Origin of the sequence: Phenylobacterium sp. LjRoot97, assembly GCF_964254345.1 — a bacterium.
Lineage (GTDB): Bacteria > Pseudomonadota > Alphaproteobacteria > Caulobacterales > Caulobacteraceae > Phenylobacterium.
This window is the reverse complement of record NZ_CAXUTH020000001.1, coordinates 3,789,484-3,804,639: the sequence shown is the minus strand read 5'-3', so window position 1 is coordinate 3,804,639 and position 15,156 is coordinate 3,789,484. Positions and strand designations below refer to the sequence as shown.

Here is a 15,156-nt window from a genome sequence, read left to right as displayed (position 1 = left end):
TGCTCGCGCAGCGGTTCAAGCGACGCGCTGGTCCAGGGGTGTTTCGGCGAACGGTGTGATCAATCGCGCGGCGCCGGCGGCTCGAATATTCCGCATCCGGAACACTGTCCGAATCCCAAGGAATGTCGATCTCTGAGGTATTGATTAAAACCGGGCAGCCCGATGTCTGAACCTCGGGCAGCAGTCATTTCCTTGGCTGCTTTATCCAGGGGGACTGATTGACAGTCTAAACCTGCCGCGTGGAGCCTTCGGGTGTCGCGGCGGACGATATCCCCGCGCGGCGCCAGTAACCGCAAGACAAGAAGCAAGAGCGCGTTCGAGGAAACACACAGGGCCCGGGCTCTCACCTGCGCGGAGAGTGTCTGAGATGTGCCTGCGTAAGCCCGTTCAACGTTCAGACGCGCCGAGGCCTCGGGCTTCGATCGCCGCGACCTCATTCCAAGACATTACGGCGCGAGGCGACCAGGCTCGCCAGCGCCCGACCAATCCAGGCCCCTGACCGCCGAAGGCGGCGCCGGGGGGCTGTGACGAATGACGGTCGATGTCGGCCGTCAGTGCTGTGGGGGCAATAAACATGAGAACCAAAGTGCGTACCGGACTGCTCGCGGGCGTCTCTCTCGCGACTCTGTTTTCCGCCGGGATGGCTGCGGCGCAGTCATCGACCATCGACGAGGTGGTGGTCACCGGCTCGCGCGCCCTGCCGCGCACGGTGATGGAATCGCCGGTGCCGGTGGATTCGTTCAGCGCCGCGGACATCGAGGCGATCTCGCACTCCGACACCCAGGACCTGCTCAAGACCCTGGTGCCGTCGTACACGATCACGCGGCAGCCGATCTCGGACGGCGCGACCTTCATTCGCCCGGCGGCCCTGCGCGGCCTGTCGTCGGACAAGACTCTGCTGCTGGTGAATTCCAAGCGCCGCCACCGCGCCGCGTTGGTCACCACCGGCGGCGACGGCAGCCAGTCGGCGGACGCCGCGCAGATTCCGTCGGCGGCGTTGAAGTCGGTGGAAGTGCTGCGCGACGGCGCCGGCGCCCAGTACGGCTCGGACGCGATCGCCGGGGTCATCAACTTCATCCTGAAGGACAATTCCGAGGGCGGCGTCCTCAGCATCCAGGCCGGCCAGTACTACGAGAAGGACGGCGAAGGCATCGTCATCGGCGGCAACAAGGGCTTCTCGATCGGCGACTCCGGGTTCGTCAGCGTCTCGTTCGAGTGGGCGACCGATCAGCCGACCAGCCGCGGCAGGCAGTACTGCAACCGCAACATTCCCAATCAGGCGGCGGGCTTCTGCTCGGAGCTGTTCCCGACCGAAACCACCGCGCCCGGGTCTCCGTTCAGCGCCGCCTACGCCCAGTCTGTGGGCTACGGTCCCGGCCGCATTCCCGACGTCTGGCAGAAGTGGGGCCAGCCGGAATCCGAAGCCCTGCGGGTCTTCGTCAACGCCGGCTACGAGTTCTCCGACAACCTCGAGTTCTACATCTTCGGCAACTACGGCCAGAGCCACGCCAAGGAAGACTTCAACTACCGGCCGCCGATCGACATCGGCGCGACCACCAACCAGGCCGACGACTACGTCTACACCCGCAACGGCGGTCTGTTTCGCGCCAACCAGATCTTCCCGCGCGGCTTCACGCCCCAGTTCTTCGGCGACGTCTATGACGCCAGCGTCGCCGGCGGCTTCCGCGGCGAGGTGCTCAATGGTCTCGGCTATGATCTGTCGGCCCGCTATGGCCGCAACGAGCTGGCCTACGATCTGACCGAGACGGTCAACTTCTCGCTGGGCGAGGCCAGCCCGACAGAATTCCACGTCGGCTCGCTGGTCTCCGACGAGTGGTCGCTCAACGCCGACTTCACCTACGAGGTCGCCACCGGCTTCACCGAGAACCCGCTGGCCGTCGCCTTCGGCGCCGAGTACCGCAAGGAGGGCTACGAGATCCTGACCGGCGATGTACCGTCCTACACCGCCGGCCCCTATTCGACCCAGGACCCGTACGACTTCTGCACCAATGAAGCGGCGATCGCCCAACGCACGCTGCGTCCGACCGCGCCGCAGAACGCCGGCATCGTCTGCAACACCTCGACCATCGTGCTGAACGGCCGGACCATCACCAACCCGGTCTATGCGGTGCTTGGAGTCGGTTCGAACGGCGCGCCGGGCTTCCCGCCGCTCTATTCGGGCCGCCTGACTCGCGACTCCTACGCCGCCTACGCCGAGGCCAGCCTCGACGTCACCGACCGCCTGTTCCTGCAGGGCTCGCTGCGGGGCGAGGACTTCTCCGACTTCGGATCGACCGTCGACTACAAGGTCGCCGGCCGCTTCGAGATCACCGACGGCATCGCCATCCGCGGTTCGGTCGGCACCGGATTCCGCGCCCCGACCACCGGTCAGACCTTCACCACCTACACCTCGACCGTTGTGAACAACGGGGCGCCGGTGGCCCAGGGCCTGTTCCCGGCGACCAACCCGGTCGCCCAGTATCTGGGCGCCGCGCCGCTGGGCCCTGAGAAGTCGCAAAACTACTCGATCGGCCTGACCATGCAGCTGTTCGACGGCCTGAACATCACGCTCGACGCCTACCACATCAAGGTCGACGACATGTTCTACGCGATCACCCCGATCACGGTGACGCCGACCATCACCGCCGCGATGATCGCCGCCGGCATCCCAGGCGCCGACACCATTGGCCAGGTGAACTTCTTCCAGAACGCCTTCGACGCCAGCGTCACCGGCCTGGACCTGGTCGCGACCTACGCCCGCGCCTGGGAGAACGGCCAGAGCACCAACTTCTCGGCCTCTTTCAACATCAACAACCCGGTGGTCGAGGAGGTGAAGAAGTTCGTCGACGCCACCGGCACGACCCGCACCTTCTTCGACGGAGAGTACATCTACGACTTCAAGCACGCGACGCCGCACTGGCGCTCGGTGCTGACCGCGACCCACCACATGGGGGCGTTCTCGATCATGGGGCGGGCGAACGTCTATGGCCCGTACAAGAACATGTACAGCGTCTCGATCCCGACGGTTCAGACCTGGGATCCGGAGGTCCAGTTCGATGTCGAGGCGAACTGGGACATCGATGAGACCTACACCCTGACGCTCGGTGTCCGGAACATCTTCGACAGCTATCCGACCCCGGACGAGACGGGCGAGCAGGGCACCAACGGGCGCATCTATCGCTCCGACTCGATCGTCGATTGGCAGGGCGGCTTCTACTACGCCAAGATCCAGATGAAGTTCTGATCCTGCTGGGCGGCCTTGCCGGGCCGCCCGGCCTTCGACTTGCCCATCCGCACCAGCGGCACCTTCACGCCGTTCGAGGTCTCCGCCTCGAACGGCTCGATGCGCTGGTAGCCGCAGGCGACGTAGAGCGGCTCGCCGGCCATGGTCGCGGCCATCTCGCAGCGGCTGAATCCTTCGGCCTTCGCCTTGGCCTCGCAGGTCGCCAGGATCAGCCGCCCGACGCCGCGCCGCACGAAGCCGGGATCGGTGTACATCGCCCGCACCCGCGCCGGATCCGTGGCCGGGTCGACCAGCGCCGCGTCGCGGCCGGCCGAGTGGTCGCCGCCGAACAGGGTGGCGCGTCGGCTCCAGCCGCCGCAGCCGGCGATCACGTCCCCGGCCTCGACCACGTAATAGGTGCCGTCCTCGATCAACTGGGTGTCCAGGCCCATGACCTCCTGCGAGGCCAGCACCTGCGCGGGCGGCAGGAACGCCGGCAGCAGCGCCTTGATCGCCCGGTCCATGACCAGCTTCAGGGCCGGAATATCTTCGCGCTCGGCGGGTCGGATGTGCAGACTCTGGGTCATGCCCTCTAGCTAGTGGCCCGGGCCGCCCGCGTCATCCCGCGGCTTGCGGCGCGGAACGCCTTGCCCCGACTTGGCGTAAATCGCGCAATGACGTACCAACCTGCCATGGCGAGCGCGTTCGATTTGTTCAAGTTGGGTGTGGGCCCGTCCAGCTCCCACACCATGGGTCCGATGACTGCCGGCGCGCGCTTCGTGCAGCGCCTGGCCGACCAGGGGCTGCTCGCCCAGGTCACCCGGGTCGAGGTCGCGCTCTATGCCTCCCTGGCCCTGACCGGCCGCGGCCACGCGACCGATCGCGCAGTGATCCTCGGCCTCGCGGGATTCGTGCCCGCCAGCATCGACCCGGACGCCGCCGACGCCGCGCTTGAGGCGATCGCGGCGGCCGGCCGGCTGCGGCTCGGCGGGCAGGGCCCCGAGATCGCCTTCGACGCAGCCCGCGACCTCCTCTGGGAAGGCCGCACCCGTCTGCCGCAGCATCCCAACGCCCTGGCGTTCCGCGCCTATGGCGGCGAGGCGCTGCTCGACGAGAAGCTCTACTTCTCGATCGGCGGAGGCTTCGTGGTCGACGAGGCCGAACTGGCGGCGAACGCGGCCCCGGCCCAGACCGCGCCCGAGCCCTATCCCTACACGTCGGGCGCCGAATTGCTGGCCCAGGCCCAGGCCGCCGGCCTGACCATCGCCGAGCTGATGTTCGCCAACGAGACCGCCGTGCGGACGCCGACCGAGGTCGAGACCGGTCTCGACGCCATCTTCGCAGCCATGGAGGCCTGCATCGAGCGTGGCCTGCGCCAGGACGGCTGCCTGCCGGGCGGGCTCAAGGTCCGCCGCCGCGCGCGCCAGATCCACACCGACCTGATGAGCAAGGTCGAGCGCAACATCTCCGATCCGCTGGCCGCGCTCGACTGGGTCAACCTCTGGGCCCTGGCGGTGAACGAGGAAAACGCCTCGGGCGGCCGCGTCGTCACCGCGCCGACCAACGGCGCGGCCGGGCTGTTGCCGGCGGTGCTGCGCTACTACGACCGCTTCCATCGCGGCGGGCCCGAAGGGCGGCGGACCTTCCTGCTGACCGCCGCGGCGATCGGCTCGCTCTACAAGCGCAACGCCTCGATCTCGGGCGCCGAGGTCGGCTGCCAGGGCGAGGTGGGGGTCGCCTGTTCGATGGCGGCCGCGGGCCTCACCGCGGCGCTCGGCGGGACCAACGCCCAGATCGAGAACGCCGCCGAGATCGCCATGGAGCACAATCTCGGCCTGACCTGCGATCCGATCGGCGGCCTGGTCCAGATCCCCTGCATCGAGCGCAACGCCATGGGCGCGGTGAAGGCCATCGACGCCTCGCGCCTGGCGCTGCTGGGCGACGGCCAGCACACCGTCAGCCTCGACAAGGTGATCGCCACCATGAAGCGCACGGGCGAGGACATGAGCGAGATCTACAAAGAGACCTCGCTCGGCGGCCTGGCCGTCAACATCGTCGAATGCTGAGCCGATGAACGCCGGATGAACGGCGCTCTCAAAGCCAGTTCAAGGCGCCGTTTCTAACGTCCAGCCTCGGGCTGGGGCGTCCTACGAAAGGGACACGAGATGAAGACCCTGATCGCCGCCCTCGCCGGGGGCGCGATGCTGCTGACGGCGAGCTTCGCCGCGGCCGATCCTGCTCCTGCTCCAGCCGCCGCGCCGGATGCGCGGCCGCTGGGCGTCGACGCCCGCATCCCGTTCGCCAACAGCACCGGCATCCGCAACTTCCAGGCCGACGGCGACAACGCCCTGTGGATCGAAGGCCGCAGCGGCGAGTGGTATCGCGCCGAGCTGTTCGGCCCGTGCATTGGCCTCGACCACTCGATGAAGGTCGGCTTCATCACCCGCGGGACCAGCACCCTCGACCGCTTCGGCCAGGTGCTGGTGGACGGCTCGAAGTGCCAGATCTCCAGCCTGGTGACCTCGGCCCCGCCGCCCGCCAAGGTGAAGAAGGCCAAGGCGTCCTAGGGCGGCGACAGCCGCAGCACGACCGCCGCGCCGCCCAGCGATCCGCCCAGCAGCGCTTCGCCGGGCCGGCTTGCGTCCGCCGCGGACAGGTAGAGGTTGGATCCCGACTCCAGCAGCCTTTGCGCTGCGACTGCGCCATCGGCCCGCAGGTGGACGATCATGCCGCTGTACTGGGTCGTCGCCTCCTCGGGCTCGCCAGGGGCGACCACCGCCGTGGCCGGGCGATAGTCGACCTGGCTGGCCTTGATCGCGGCCACCAAGGTGGCTCCTTCAGCGGCCGGCGCCAGGGCGCGGACCTCCGAGCGGCCCAGGCTCTTGTCCTCGAACACCACGCGCGGCTGCAGGCCGGCGTCCAGGGCGACGACGCCGGCTCGCAACTCCGCCTCACACGCGCCAATGACTCCGCCGCCAAGCAGCACCTCGCCGCCTCGTGCCATGGCGCTCGACACAGTCCAGCCGCTCAGCTCCCGTGAGGCGACGAGCGCGCCGGTCCGGCTGTCGCGCAGCTCGGTCCAAGTGATCGGCACGCCCAGGCACGACGGCGCGTCATAGTCGTCCTCGACCAGCTGGCGGCGCGGGGGCGCGGGATAGCGCGCAGTATAGGTGACCAGCAGGCGCTCGCCGATCGGCGTGATCGTCGCCTCGTCGATGGCGACGGCGGCCGTCGGGACGATCTCGAACAGCAGGCGGGCGGCCGCGCCGTGTTCGGAGACGATCACCCGCACGCGATCGCCCTCGCGCCGGCCTGCTGCCCGGGCCAGTAGGGCGCGGTCGACCACGACAAAGGCCGCGCTGGTCGGCGTCAGCGCCGCGCCGGCGTCGATGAACGAGTCGTAGTCGCCCCGCGTCTCGCCCCGCCACTTGCCGCGAACGGCGCCGGTAGCGAGATCCAGCGTCTCCAGGGTCGGCGCCTGGCGGCCGTCGGCGCCCGGCTGATAGCCGCCAAGGACCACGCTCGTCCCCTGTTCGACAAGAACGCGGCTGGCCCCGATCGACGGATCGGCGTGACGCCATCCCGGCGTCAATGTCGCCCCGGAGACGTAGCTGTCGGTCCCAGCGGGCTTCGCCAGGAAGCGGGTCAGGACGCCGGCGTCGGACCGGCGCAGGGCGATGACCTCGCCGGGATCGTCGGTCACCGCTTCGACCGCGACGGCGCCCTTGGACGCGGCCGCAGGCGGCGGCCGCGCCCCGTCGCCCAGCACGATCAGCGGCGCCCAGAAGCGCGGATGCAGATAGGCCCGCGCCGGCGGCGCGGCGAGGAACGTCCGCTGCGCCTGGGCCAGCGCCAGGGCGGGGCTCTCGCCGTGCTCGGTGCGCAGGGTGGCGAAGGTGGTCGCCACGACCTCCTTCGTCGTCTGGGAATCCACGGCCCACAACGATCCCAGGGTCGAGGGCACGCCCGCCACCGCGAAGGCCGACGCCAGGGCCGGCAACTCGCCGGCCATCTGCGCGACGTCATAGTTGGCGGTGTTGCAGGCCGACAGCGCCACGAAGCGCGCGCCGAGGTTCAGGTCGGCGATCTCCGAGGCGGTCAGCAGCCCGTCGTCGAAGGGATCGATGGAGGACACCGGCGTCAGCGCCAGCGCCGGCTCGCTCAGCCCCTCGATCTCATCGCGGATCAGCCCGTGGGTCGCGAACGACAGGTATCGATAGGAGCCCAGCAATTGACCGCGCACCCCGCGCTCGGTCGCCGCGTTCTGGACCAGCAGCTTGGTGGTCGCAAAGCCCTTGGCCGAGCGCTCCAGCTCGTCCCTCGTCTCCGGCAGCGGCGTCAGGGCGGCCAGGCCCGCGCTGTGCGAGCCTTGCAGCAGCATCTTGGCGCGGTCTTCGCCCTGCGCGGTCGCCCCGCTCAGCACCGGGTCGCCGACGCCGAGGAAATCGAAGTCAGAAGCGGGCGCCAGCGCGCCCGAGCGCGCCGCCAGGATCGCGGCTGGCGAGCCGGCGTAGCTGACGGCGTGACGCCGCACGAGCCAGTCGGCCTGCGCCAGATCATAGCCCTCGCCCAGCTTCGGCGGCGCCTGGGGCAGCAGCACCGCCAAGGGCAGAGGGGTGACCGAGGCGTTCGCGAGCCACAGCAGGTGGTCGCCTTCCTTCACGCAGTCTCCGAACGGAGCGACCAACAGCTGGTGCATCCGCACCGCCGCCGCCGCTGGGAACTGTGCGTCGAGCGCGTCCGAGGGGGCGTGGCCGGCGGTCAGCGCGGCCTGCAGGATCTTGATGTCCAGTGTGGCCTGCCGCAGGTCGGCCGGCGCCGTCAGCCGCACCACCCTGTCCTGGCGCACGCACATGTAGGCCATGCCGCCGGGGACTGTCGCCACGCTCAGCGCCGCCTCGCCGGGACGCAGCGCGGCCTGGAACCGCTTCAGTTCGACCAGGTTCGAGCCGCTCGCCGGCGGCAGCGATCGATCGATCTTGCCCAGGCGGACCGCAAAGTCGCGCAGCACTCCGCGGGCGGCGACGTCGTGCCTGAGCGGGGCCTGCGTCGGCGGGGCGCTGGTGCGCACGGCCAGTTGGGCCAGTTCACTCCGCTCATAGGCGTCCCGCCGCGCGCGCAGTCGAAGCCCCTGGTGGATCGCGCGGCGCTGCAACGCCTCCTTGGCCTGTGACAGCGCGACCAGGGAGTCGGCGTCGACGCTCGCTTGAGTCCTCGCGGCGAGCTGGAACAGCGTGAAGTTCACTTCGTCCGCCTCGGCCCCGACCTGCTCGGCTTGGCTGAGCGCGAAGGAAATCAGGATCTGCTCGATCGCAGCTGGGCGGCGGGAGGCGCCGACGCCCAACGCGGGAGCTCGCTTGGCCGCGGCGGTGATCAGACGCCCGGCCTCTGTGAGCCCCGCCTGCCGCTCGGCGCCCGGCGCCAACGCCAGGGCGCGCCCGGCGGTGCGGTAGATCGCGGCCGGCTCGGCGTTCGCCCCAGCGCCGCCTTCGTAGGGAGCCGCCTGCGACAGAGCCTTGGCGGCGACCGGATCGGGGCGCTGTTCGATCGCCGCGACCAGCGCCCGCGCCGCCAGATAGGCGGTTTCCTCGAAGTCCGCCGGCGTGCGCCCGGCTCGGGCATAGAGCTTGGCGTAGGGGTGGGCGCCCAGCGCTTCGCGCGCGCAGTCGGGCTTGAGCAGGCCGGTGCAGGCCACGGCCTTGCGGGTCAGGGCCTGCGCGATGACGTAGGCGCGGCTGTCGTCGTCCAGTTCGATGGCCTGGGCGGTGGCGACGGCGAGGTCGAGCACGGGCAGCGCGGCCGCGAACTGGCCCTGCTCCAGCAGCAACTCGGCCTCGACCAGCCGGAACATCATCGCATCGACGCTCAGCGGCGGCAGCGAGGCGGCGATGAAGCCGCGGCTGGCGCGATAGACGCCGTAGGCGCGGTCGCTCTGCCCCAGCACCCGCAGGCTGTCGATCGTATCCGACAGCGCCCAGGCGACCAGGAAGGCGTCGTCCTGCGGGTTCTTCAAGGTGGCCAGCAGCGACAAGGTCTTGTCGACGGTCGCGCCCGCCGCCGCATAGTCCTCCAGTTCGAGCTGGATGCTCGAGGCCAGGACCTGGCGGCGCAGATAGAGGCCGGGGTTGGCCGAGTTCTCCTGACGCCAGAGCTCGCCCTCGAGGATCTTCGCCGTCACCGGCGCCGCGCCGTAGGTGAACTTGCCGTAGTCGAGGAAGTAGCCGGTCCGCCGGACGTCCTCGCGCCGCGCCAGGTCGTTCGCTGCGGGCGGCGTCGGCAGGGCGATGTACTTCGGGACCTGCTCCAGCACGCAGTCGCGGGCCCGGCTGTGAATGCAGATCTCCAGCAGCGTGGCGGTCGCCGTCCGCCGCGCCGCGGGAGACAGCTCCTCGCTCGCCAGTTGTCGCTCCAGCTGCTGCCGCGCGGTCTGGCCCTTGCCCTGGAAGTAGAGACCCCAGGTCGAGGGTTCGGCCGCCACTGCCGGTTGCGAGCTGAGCAATATGAAGCTTGCGAGCGCGCCCCACGCCGCTAGGCTTCGCATGGGCGAAGTCATCAGGGGGAAAGGCGCCATGCGGCGGCTCCAGATCTGCGCGGCGGTGTTGCTCCTAGCTTCACCATCCTACGGCCTAGCGCAATCGGCGGTAGGCCGGGCGGGCGGCGCGATGCCGGCGCCCGGCCTCGACGCTGTCGACGCCAAGCGTTCGATCGGCGCGGTCCCCTCGCTGCCTGGCGCGCGCGCCGCGCGCTACGCCGCCGCCATAGACGGCGCGGCCGCCGAGCCCCGCCAGGTCACCCGCGGGGCCAAGGACGCCCAGGTCTATCAGTCCGCATCGCCGTCGGTGGTGCTGATCCTGGCCGGCCCCGCCTTCGGCTCCGGGGCCCTGATCAGCGCCGACGGCAAGATCATCACCAACCTGCACGTCGTCGGCGACGCCAAGGAGGTCGGCGTGGTGTTCAAGCCCGCGGCCGAGGGCGCGTCTTTCGGCAAGGCCGACGTGCGCCGCGCCAAGGTGATCCGCCGCGACGAGGTCGCCGACCTCGCCCTGCTGCAGGTCTCCGAAGTTCCGGCCGGCGCCAAGCCGTTGCCGCTGGCCGCGTCCGGCGCGGTGCAGGTCGGCTCGGACGTCCACGCCATCGGCCACCCCACCGGCCAGGCCTGGACCTACACCCGCGGCATCGTCAGCCAGGTGCGCAAGGACTTCGCCTGGCGCACTGAGATGGGCATCGATCACAAGGCGACGGTCGTGCAGACCCAGACCCCGATCAATCCGGGCAATTCCGGCGGGCCGCTGCTGGACGACAATCTCGAGATCATCGGCATCAATAGCTTCAAGAGCGACGGCGAGGGGCTGAACTTCGCGGTCTCCGCCGACGAGGTGCGCGCCTTCCTGACCCTCAAGGAGGACCGCCGCGCCACCCGCTCGGCCGGCCAGCGCGCGACCTCGGCCGGCGGCGAGTGCGAGCCCACGTCTTTTAAGGAGTGGGCCGTCAGCGACCCCAAGGGCCTCGGCTTCATGATCGACGTGAATTGCGACGGCGAAGGCGACTTCGTGCTGATCGAACCAGCCAAGAAGAGCGAGCCGCACACCTACCTCTTCGACCATGACGGCGACGGCAAGATCGACGCCGAGATCATCGACCTCGGCCGCGACGGAAACTTCGACGAGGCGCTGCTCGATGTCGACGGCGACGGGCAGTACGACCTGGTCGGCCAGTTCAAGCCGGGCGAGGCCGACCCCTACCGTTATGAACGCATCCAGAAATGAGGAAGGGATGGCGGTGAGAGAGGGATTCGAACCCTCGATAGGCTTTCACCTATACACGCTTTCCAAGCGTGCGCGATCGACCACTCCGCCACCTCACCACAGGCCTTGAGCGGCGCATGGCCCCTCGCGGAAGGCGCGCAATATACTCATGACGTCCTTTCGAGCAAGCGGCCTTCCACCGCAGCGCGAAGGGTTTTCGGGTCGAACAGCGATCGCCCCTCGTGACGGCTGAGCTGTAGCGCAAGCGGCGGCAGGCGTTTGCGCCAGGCGGCCAGGCGCGCCGGCGCGTCCGCGCGCCCGCTTCGCACCGCCTCGGCGATCGCGGCCAGGTCGGCGTCGGCGCTTCGCAGGGCGTGGCGCTCGGCGTCGAAACTCGGCCCGGCGAATCGCTCGTCGATCAGGCCCAGCCGCGCACGCGCCCCGGCGATCATCAGCAGGCGCGTGGCCGGGTCGGGCGCGGCCGCCGCGGCCGCAGCCGCCCGGTCCGCGTCGTCCAGCATGCCCTTGACCCGCACCGGCCTGGTCGCGGGCGTCGGGCAGGCCTGCGGCCCGAGGCTGCGCACATAGTCGGCCAGGCCGGTCAGCACGGCCGGCGAGGGTTCGGGGCCGTCGAACTCCTCGACGACCAAGCCGCGGATGAAGGTCTCCAGCGCCGGCGGCGCGACCTTCAGCCGGGCGCGCTCGCCCGAGAGGTCGGGTATCGGAACCGGATCGTCCCGGCCGTTGCCGCGATGCGAGGACAGCAGCGACGAGGTGACGTCGGCGGTGCCCGGCGCGCCTGAGACGCCGGGAAACAGGAATTCGGGGTTGCCGCGCCCGCCGCGGTGGCAGCTCTCGCACGACAGCCCCGCCCGCGCCGCCTGTCCGCCCAGCAGCACCGGCGTGCGGAACGCCGCCCGCCCGATCTCCACCGAGGCGCGGACGGCCTCTGTCGGCGCGTAGCATTCGGCAGGTTCGGTGGTCAGGACGCCGGCGACGTCGGCCTTCGGGTTCGTCCAGCCGACGGCGCGCAGGGGAAGGGCCCCAGCCGCCACAGCCAATCCGCCCACGCCCAGCGCGGCGGCGAAGGCTAGCGCGCCGGATCGCCGCCGACGTCGATCCAACGCCGCAGTTCCTCGGCCTCGGCGCAGCCGTAGGCGCAGGTGCGGTCGAGCCTGGCCAGCAGCGTCCGGGCCCCGGCCATGTCGCCGCGCTCCACCTTCAGCTCGCCATAGTACTCGGTCGCGCCCTTGTGGTTCGGGGCGATCGCCAGCGCCTGGCGATAATAGCTCTCGGCGCGGCCCCACTCGCCCTTCTTGCGCCAGACATAGCCTTGGTAGGTCAGTACGTCGGGGTGCGGCCCCAGCGCTTCGCGGGCGTGGTCCAGCGAGACCAGCGCCTCGTCGTAGCGGTGCTCGTTGATCAGCCCGACCGCGTGGAGGTAGGCCCGGTCGCCGCCGTCGGCCAGCAGCGCAGGCAGCGCCGCCGCCGGCGCGGCGCCCGCCATCGCGCTCTCGACCGCGGCTGTCGCCGACTTCAGCGTCGCCGCGTCCGCGCAGCCGCCGCAGCTCGCCTCGCGGGCCTTAAGCCAGTCGAGCTGTTCCTGGGCCTTGGGATCTTTCAGCGCGCCCAGCGCCACGCCCAGGCCCTGATGGCCCTGGATGTTGTCCGGCTCGAGCTTCACCGCGTGTTCGAAGGCCTTGCGCGCGCCCTTGTGGTCGTTCTGGCCGGCGTCGGCCATGCCCAGCAGCCGCCAGGCTTCGGCGTTCTTCGGGACCGCGCTGACCACGTTCTTCAGCGCCCGCTCGGCGTCCTTGTAGTTCTGGGCGTTCAGGGCGGCGACGCCCTTCATGTACTCGGCGGCGGGATCGTAGGCGGGGGCCGAGGCCGACGGCATGTCGCCGGCGCCTCCGCTGCCGCCCGAAGCCAGCGAAACGCCAGCGCTCGTGAAGCTCATCACGATCCCGGCCAACAGCACGTGTCGAAACTTGCTCATTGCGCCCTCCATGAAGGCTGGCGCGAGTATTCCACGAAACCGGTGTTATGTCAGCGCCGACGCCTGGGCGCCGCGGGCGTGCAATCGGCGGCGGGCGATCTTATGTTCCGGTTCAAGTTCACACCTGATCGGGCGCGCCATGATCTTCGCCAAGAAAACCCTCGAGCTTCCCACCATCGACACCGCCCTGCCGGGCCGGTCGAACCCGTTGCCGACCGCCGAGACCCACTTCCTCAACGGCCGCCCGCTGAAGGGCCCGTATCCGGACGGTCTGGAGATCGCCGATTTCGCCATGGGCTGCTTCTGGGGCGTGGAACGCAAGTTCTGGCAGGTCCCGGGCGTCTGGGTGACGGCCGTCGGCTACGTCAACGGGATCACGCCCAACCCGACCTACGAGGAAGTCTGCAGCGGCCGCACCGGCCATACCGAGGCCGTCCGCGTCGTCTACGACCCGCGCGTGGTCACCTATGAGGACCTGCTGAAGGTGTTCTGGGAAAACCACGACCCGACCCAGGGCATGCGCCAGGGCAATGACATCGGCACCCAGTACCGCTCGGGCATCTATGTCCACAACGACGCGCAAGGCTCGGCCGCGGCCGCCTCGCTGCAGGCCTACCAGCAGGCGCTGTCGGACAAGGGTTATGGCGCGGTGACCACCGAGATCGCCGAGGCTCCCGAGTTCTACTTCGCCGAGGACTATCACCAGCAGTACCTGGCCAAGAACCCGGCCGGCTACTGCGGCATCGGCGGCACCGGCGTCACCTGCCCGATCGGCGTCGGCGTCAGCGCGTGACGCGCGAGGAGTTCGACGCCGCCGCGCGCCGGCTCCCCGGGGCGACCATGGACGTCCAGTGGGGCGACGACTGCATCTACAAGGTCGGCGGCAAGATGTTCGCCGGCACGGACGGCGGCTACAGCAACTGCTCGTTCAAGGTCACCGACATCGCCTTCGAGGCGCTGGCCGAGTCCGGCCGTGCGCGGCCGGCGCCCTACATGGCCCGCGCCAAGTGGGTGATGTTCGACGACTTGGCCGGCCTCGACGCCGCCGAGGTGGCCGACTGGCTGGCGACGTCGCATGCCCTGGTCGCGGCCAAGCTCACCCGCAAGGCGCGGGCGAAGATCGGCTTGGCATGACCCGCGAGGAGGTGGAGGCGATCGCCTTGGACCTGCCGGCGGCGACCAAGATCGTCCAGTGGGGCGGCTCGGACGTCTACAAGGTCGGCGGCAAGGTGTTCGCGATCTGCGGCCTGCGCGGCGGCCTGTCGTTCAAGGTCAGCGAGATCGGCTTCATGGTGCTGACCGACGAGGGCGGACCGGGCCGCCAGGCGCCTTATCTGGCCAAGGGCGGCTGGGTGATCGTCGATCTGGACGACGCCGGCGCCGACGAGGCGGCCGGCTGGATCGCCGCGGCCCACGAGCTGATCGCCGCCAAGCTGACCCGCAAGGCGCGGGCGGAGCTCGGCCTCTAGTCCTCGCGGTTCTCGAGCAGCCCGCGGATGTCGCTCACCGCCCGGGCCGAGGGCGAGTGGCGCTGACGCATGAACAGCAGCACGACCGCCGAGACCGTCACCGTTAGGAAGGCGACCGGCCCGAACAGCCAGGCCGCAGCGGCCAGCGCGAAATAGTAGCCGCGGACCCCGCGATTGAACGACGACAGCGCCGGATTCAGCAGCCGCGCGGTCGCCTCGCCATAGGTGCGCTGGAAGCCTTTGTCCTCGGTGGTCGGCGTCGCCCCGATCACCGCCAGGCAGTAGTTCATCTGCCGGATCGCCCAGATGAAATCGAGCAGCCCGCGGGCCAGGGCCAGCAGCACCAGGGCGATCTGCGCCTCGAACAGCATCCGCGAGGAGGTCTTCAGCACCATCAGGCTCGAGGCGCTGCGGAACGCGCCTTCGCCGCCGAACAGCACGCCCGCCGCGCCGGCGATGAGGATCAGGTTCGAGGAGGCGAAGAACGAGGCCGAGTTCAGAGTGTGGCCCAGCAGCTGGCCGTCCATGAACTTGTTCTCGCGCCCGGCCATGGTCCGCATCCAGGCGGCGCGCACGACGGTCATGTCGGTGTTGATCAGCCCCTTGCCGCGCGCCATCGTCCTGAGCAGCGGCTCATAGGCCAGCCAGACCAGGGCGAAGACGGCGAGCGCGACGATGTCAGCGCTCGATAGGGCGTCGATCAGTTTCACGAGATGCGTTCCG

12 protein-coding genes and 1 tRNA gene are annotated in these 15,156 nt (G+C 69.8%); 7 read left to right on the top strand and 6 right to left on the bottom strand.

What is annotated here, in order from left to right; translation table 11 throughout:
- The first annotated feature begins 586 nt into the window (after window positions 1-586).
- A complete protein-coding gene (locus ACSQ2H_RS18840) occupies window positions 587-3,244 on the top strand; it encodes a TonB-dependent receptor plug domain-containing protein (RefSeq protein ID WP_436062906.1) in 2,658 nt (885 codons plus the stop codon).
- On the opposite strand, the gene ACSQ2H_RS18835 is transcribed toward ACSQ2H_RS18840, so the two are convergent.
- On the bottom strand, window positions 3,217-3,810 hold the full coding sequence (locus tag ACSQ2H_RS18835; RefSeq protein ID WP_436062905.1) for a GNAT family N-acetyltransferase: 594 nt from the start codon (window positions 3,808-3,810) through the stop codon (window positions 3,217-3,219). The two genes, ACSQ2H_RS18840 and ACSQ2H_RS18835, sit on opposite strands and share 28 nt — an antisense overlap.
- Window positions 3,811-3,915: 105 nt before the next feature.
- Between ACSQ2H_RS18835 and ACSQ2H_RS18830 the strand changes: the two genes are divergently transcribed.
- Together ACSQ2H_RS18830 and ACSQ2H_RS18825 are read left to right on the top strand one after the other, a co-directional pair.
- Complete coding sequence (locus tag ACSQ2H_RS18830; protein WP_436063588.1) at window positions 3,916-5,289, top strand: L-serine ammonia-lyase; 1,374 nt, start codon at window positions 3,916-3,918, stop codon at window positions 5,287-5,289.
- A gap of 99 nt (window positions 5,290-5,388) precedes the next feature.
- Window positions 5,389-5,790, top strand: coding sequence for a DUF6491 family protein (locus tag ACSQ2H_RS18825; RefSeq protein ID WP_436062904.1), 402 nt, complete (start codon window positions 5,389-5,391; stop codon window positions 5,788-5,790).
- Here the strand turns inward: ACSQ2H_RS18825 and ACSQ2H_RS18820 are convergent.
- Entirely contained in the window at window positions 5,787-9,701 is a 3,915-nt protein-coding gene (locus tag ACSQ2H_RS18820; protein ID WP_436062903.1) for a CHAT domain-containing protein, read from the bottom strand. The two genes, ACSQ2H_RS18825 and ACSQ2H_RS18820, sit on opposite strands and share 4 nt — an antisense overlap.
- A gap of 91 nt (window positions 9,702-9,792) precedes the next feature.
- Here ACSQ2H_RS18820 and ACSQ2H_RS18815 point away from each other — a divergent pair, with 91 nt between their 5' ends.
- Complete coding sequence (locus ACSQ2H_RS18815) at window positions 9,793-10,989, top strand: S1C family serine protease (RefSeq protein WP_436062902.1); 1,197 nt, start codon at window positions 9,793-9,795, stop codon at window positions 10,987-10,989.
- 8 nt (window positions 10,990-10,997) lie between these two features.
- On the opposite strand, the gene ACSQ2H_RS18810 is transcribed toward ACSQ2H_RS18815, so the two are convergent.
- From ACSQ2H_RS18810 to ACSQ2H_RS18800, 3 genes are all read right to left on the bottom strand, one after another.
- A tRNA-Ser gene (locus ACSQ2H_RS18810) sits at window positions 10,998-11,087 on the bottom strand.
- Window positions 11,088-11,135: 48 nt separating this feature from the next.
- The gene (locus ACSQ2H_RS18805; RefSeq protein WP_436062901.1) at window positions 11,136-12,092 is read right to left on the bottom strand and encodes a hypothetical protein; all 957 of its coding nucleotides are present in this window, start codon (window positions 12,090-12,092) and stop codon (window positions 11,136-11,138) included.
- Window positions 12,059-12,964 (bottom strand): tetratricopeptide repeat protein, encoded by a 906-nt coding sequence (locus ACSQ2H_RS18800; RefSeq protein ID WP_436062900.1) that lies wholly within the window; start codon window positions 12,962-12,964, stop codon window positions 12,059-12,061. Before ACSQ2H_RS18800 ends, ACSQ2H_RS18805 begins: the two co-directional genes overlap by 34 nt.
- 139 nt (window positions 12,965-13,103) lie before the next feature.
- Between ACSQ2H_RS18800 and msrA the strand changes: the two genes are divergently transcribed.
- The 3 genes from msrA to ACSQ2H_RS18785 are packed head-to-tail and all read left to right on the top strand — an operon-like array spanning window position 13,104 to window position 14,433.
- Window positions 13,104-13,757, top strand: coding sequence for a peptide-methionine (S)-S-oxide reductase MsrA (msrA, locus tag ACSQ2H_RS18795; RefSeq protein WP_436062899.1), 654 nt, complete (start codon window positions 13,104-13,106; stop codon window positions 13,755-13,757).
- The gene (locus ACSQ2H_RS18790) at window positions 13,754-14,098 is read left to right on the top strand and encodes an MmcQ/YjbR family DNA-binding protein (protein WP_436062898.1); all 345 of its coding nucleotides are present in this window, start codon (window positions 13,754-13,756) and stop codon (window positions 14,096-14,098) included. Before msrA ends, ACSQ2H_RS18790 begins: the two co-directional genes overlap by 4 nt.
- Window positions 14,095-14,433 (top strand): MmcQ/YjbR family DNA-binding protein, encoded by a 339-nt coding sequence (locus ACSQ2H_RS18785; protein WP_436062897.1) that lies wholly within the window; start codon window positions 14,095-14,097, stop codon window positions 14,431-14,433. Before ACSQ2H_RS18790 ends, ACSQ2H_RS18785 begins: the two co-directional genes overlap by 4 nt.
- Here ACSQ2H_RS18785 and ACSQ2H_RS18780 read toward each other — a convergent pair.
- Window positions 14,430-15,143 carry a DUF599 domain-containing protein gene (locus ACSQ2H_RS18780; RefSeq protein ID WP_436062896.1) on the bottom strand — a complete coding sequence of 238 codons (714 nt, stop codon included), beginning with the start codon at window positions 15,141-15,143 and terminating at the stop codon, window positions 14,430-14,432. The genes ACSQ2H_RS18785 and ACSQ2H_RS18780 overlap by 4 nt on opposite strands.
- Window positions 15,144-15,156 lie beyond the last annotated feature (13 nt).